The organism is Frankia sp. AgKG'84/4, from assembly GCF_023242965.2.
Lineage (GTDB): Bacteria > Actinomycetota > Actinomycetes > Frankiales > Frankiaceae > Frankia.
Window position 1 is genome coordinate 1 of the sequence record NZ_JALKFU020000540.1, and the last position, 3,687, is coordinate 3,687.

3 protein-coding genes are annotated in these 3,687 nt (G+C 74.7%); 2 read left to right on the forward strand and 1 reads right to left on the reverse strand.

Annotated features, from left to right (window positions below; genetic code table 11):
* The coding region (locus MXD58_RS22785; protein ID WP_250609891.1) for a lysylphosphatidylglycerol synthase transmembrane domain-containing protein at positions 1-1,037 on the forward strand (1,037 nt) is incomplete at its 5' end.
* A 21-nt stretch (positions 1,038-1,058) separates the two neighbouring features.
* Here the strand turns inward: MXD58_RS22785 and MXD58_RS22790 are convergent.
* Positions 1,059-2,363 (reverse strand): Kelch repeat-containing protein, encoded by a 1,305-nt coding sequence (locus MXD58_RS22790; RefSeq protein ID WP_248836326.1) that lies wholly within the window; start codon positions 2,361-2,363, stop codon positions 1,059-1,061.
* Between the two features lie 279 nt (positions 2,364-2,642).
* On the opposite strand from MXD58_RS22790, the gene MXD58_RS22795 reads away from it, so the two are divergent.
* Positions 2,643-3,687 (forward strand): ABC transporter transmembrane domain-containing protein (locus MXD58_RS22795; RefSeq protein ID WP_250609892.1); only part of this gene is annotated, 1,045 nt, incomplete at its 3' end.

A 3,687-nucleotide genomic window follows, 5' to 3' on the forward strand; every position in this document is an offset into this window, starting at 1 on the left:
GGGCCGGCCCCCGTCGCCCGCGCGTACGCGCGGCCCGGCCCGAGGTTGTGCCCGGCGGGCTGAGCTGGACGCGGGTCGCCGGCCGGGTCATACCGCTGATCGTCACGGCGGTGGCCCTCTACCTGCTGACCCCGCAGTTGCTGACGGTGTTCTCCGCCTTCCCGCGGCTGCGCGGGTTCCGACCGCTGTGGTACCCGGCGATGGTCGTGCTGGAGGTCGCGAGCTTCGCCTGCGTCTGGCAGCTCCAACGGCTGGCGTTCGGCAACCTCAGCTGGTTCCTGTCGATCACCTCGCAGCTGGCCTCGAACAGCATCAGCCGGATCATCCCGGGCGGGATCGCGGTCGGCGGCGCCGTGCAGTTCCGGATGCTGAGCCGGGCCGGCTGCGACCCCGTGGCCGCCGGCTTCGCCCTGACCGCGGTCTCCATGGTGACGACCGGGATCGTGTTCGGCCTGCCCCTGCTCGTGCTGCCGTGGCTCATCTTCGGCCAGCCGGCGCCCGACGGCCTGACCGCGGCGGCGATCCTCGGGGCGATGGCGTTCGTCGTGCTCGTCGTGGCCGGTCTGGTGCTCGCCCGGTCGGATGGCACGGTCCGCCTCGTCGGCCGCGGCCTGGACCGGCTGCTGCGGCTCGCGCGGCGACCGGTGACGCCCGGGCTGCCCGACCTGCTCGTCGTCCGGCGCGACGAGGTGCTGCGCTCGCTGGGCCGGCGCTGGCCCGCCGCGGTCCTCGCGGCGGCCGGCAAGTGGGGGCTGGACTACGGCGCCCTGCTCGCCGCGCTCGCCGGCGCCGGCCAGCATCCCCGCCCGTCGCTGATCCTGCTCGCCTACGTCGCGGCGAGTGTCCTCGCGATGATCCCCATCACCCCCGGCGGCCTCGGGTTCGTCGAGGCCGGCCTGACCGGCACCCTCGCGCTGGCCGGGGTGCCGGCCGCGGCGGCGGCCCTGTCGACGCTGGTCTACCGGCTGGTGTCCTTCTGGCTGCCGCTCGCGGCCGGCGCGCCGGCCTGGATCGCGTACCGCGTCCGTTACCGCTGACCGGCCGTGCCGATGGGGCCCTCAGTCGCCCAGGGCCGCCACCGAATCGAGCGGGTGGCCGTCGCCGGCCGTGCCGCCCAGCACGTAGATCCGGCCGTCGCCGCCGATGGTGGCGCTCGCCCCGCTCCGGCTGGACGCGGTCCCGGTGGAGCCGGCCGTCCACTGGTCGTCCTGCGGCGTGTAGACCTGCACCGCGTCGGTGACGTCACCGCTGGAGTCCCGCCCGCCGACGACGTACACCCGACCGTCCGGGCCGGTCGCACCGGTCGCGGCGGTCACCCCGGTGGGCAGGTTTGCGACCTGGTCCCAGGAGCCGCTGCCGCTGCCCGTGCCCGGCGTGTAGGTGTAGACCGCGGAGGACGCGGCCGAGGCCGAGCCGCCGCCCGCCGCGGAGCCGCCGGCGGCCAGGATGCGCCCGTCAGGAAGCGTGGTGAGCACCGGCGCGACGATGGCGGCCGGCGGTGCGTCCGCGGTCGACCAGCTCTCCGAATCCGGGTCGTAGATCGCCAGGTCGTCGCCGTCCAGGACGTAGATCCGCCCATCGGTCCCGCGGGTCGCGCGCGGCTGGGCCATCGGTTCCGGCAGTGGGGTGCCGCTGGACCAGGAGCTGCTGGACGGCGTGTAGATCTCCACGGTGTCGGTCGGGCCGCTCTCGTCCCGCCCGCCGATCGCGTAGATCCGGCCGTCGGTGTCGGTCGTCGCGGTGAGACCGGTCCGGGGCGTCGGCAGGTCCGCCGCGTCCGTCCAGCCGCTGTTCGCCGGGTCGAAGACGCTCACGGCGCCCAGCGCGACACCCGTACCGGGCGTGCCGAAGCCACTGGTCGCCGACGGTGACGGGCTGGCGGTGCTGGTGCCGGCGGGCCGGCCGCCGATCGCGTAGATCCGGCCGTCGCAGCCGGTCGTGGCCGCGAGGTCGACGCGTGCTGACGGCAGTGAGTCGGCCTCCTGCCAGGAGCTCAGCGGGCCGGCGACCTGCGAGTACGACGGGCAGGTGGATCCGGTGGCAGCGCTGGCGCTCGGGCTCGCCGTCTCGCTGGGGCTGGCGGACCCGCTGGGGCTGGCGGACCCGCTCGGGCTGGCGGACCCGCTCGGAGTGAGGGTGTCACTCGGGGCGGGTGTGTCGGTCGGGCTGACGGCCGCGCCCGAGCTGGTGCCGCCGGGGTCGACATCGTTCGTCGCGGTCACCACGCCGGGTGTGACGAACGCGCTCGGGGTGGCGCCGGCGGACAGGCCGAGCATGCCGGGCGTGGCGAGCGCGGCCGTCATGCTGGCGGTCAGGACGAAGGCGCGGGCGGCGCAACGTCGCGATGTGCGGGACCAGCTCATGGGTTTCCCCCCTTCGGGCCCGCGCGGCGGGCCCGGCAGCCGGGACGGTCATGTGTGTCGCCAGCCGCGGTGGCCGGCAGCCGGCGTCTCGGGCCAGCCGCGTCCGAACACGGTTTTCACGCACCGAAGATGCGCGGAGAGTGTTCCCTTGGAGTCGCAAGGTAACCTTCGCCGGCCTGCGGAGGGCGCTAAATGATCATCAGAGTGAAGGCATAGCCTGCCTCCGTGAATAGTCAGACGTCGGCGGAGCCCTCGAGGGTGACCCGGCTGCACGCGCGGATGCTCGCCCGCCTCACCGGCGCGGTCGAGGCCCGCCGCAGTGAGCGGTTCTTCGCCGATCAGGGGCGTGTCGTCGCGGTCCTGGTCGGGCTGTCGGTCCTCGGCTCGGCGGCCGTCGCGGCCGGGCCCTTCGTGCTGCGGCACCTGATCGACGTCTCGCTGCCCACCGGTCGGGTGCGTGACCTGGTCGTCCCGGTGCTGCTGCTCGGGGCACTGCTGGTGTTCGAGTCCGCGGTGCTGTCTATGCGGATGGCGCTGATCGCCCGCCTCGGTGGGATCGTCTCCGTCCGCATCCGGCAGGCTGTCAACGCCCACCTCCAGCGGCTGCCGTTCGCCTTCTTCCCGCGCAGCCAGCAGGGCGAGGTCATGACGGTGATGACCAACGACGTGATGGCCGCGCAGAACGCGATCTCCGCGACGGTGCAGGCGGTGATCTGCCGGGTCGCGGACATCGTCGTCGGCACGGTCGTCGTGTTCGTCCTGGACTGGCGCCTGAGCATCGCGGTGCTGGTGTTCGCGCCGGCGACGCTCGCGATCGTCCGGTCGGGGCGGCGTCGCCTCGCCGCCCTCTCGGCGCGCCAGCGGGAGCTCGACGCCGTGGTCATGGCCCGCCTCGCCGACACCTCGTCGGTGTCCGGCGCGCTGCACGTCCGGTTGTTCGACCGGGTCGACCACGAGCGGGACCGGTTCGACGTCGCCGGCGCCGAACTGCTGGCCGCCGCCCGGGAGCAGGCCCGGCTCACCTCCCGGGTCCGGTTCCTGATCAACCTCGGCGTGGTGGCGACGATGACGGCGGTGGTGGCGCTCGGCGCATGGCTGGTCTCGTCCGGGCGGACCTCGCTCGGCACGGTCGCCGCGCTCGGCGGGGCGCTGCTGGTGTCGTTCGGGCCGCTGTCCTCGGCCGTGGACCTGCGGGCCGAGCTGGCCGGCGCGGGGGCCGCCTTCCGCCGGATCTTCGCCCTGCTCGACGTTCCGGAGGACGAGATCCGGGCGCGTTTCGACCCGCCCGTGCTCGCCAGCCCCCGCCAGCCGGCCGAGCCGGCCG

What these genes read in the sequence shown, in the direction of transcription:
- MXD58_RS22790 (WP_248836326.1), bottom strand. Translation starts at nt 2,363, where the DNA reads ATGAGCTGGTCCCGCACATCGCGACGTTGCGCCGCCCGCGCCTTCGTC.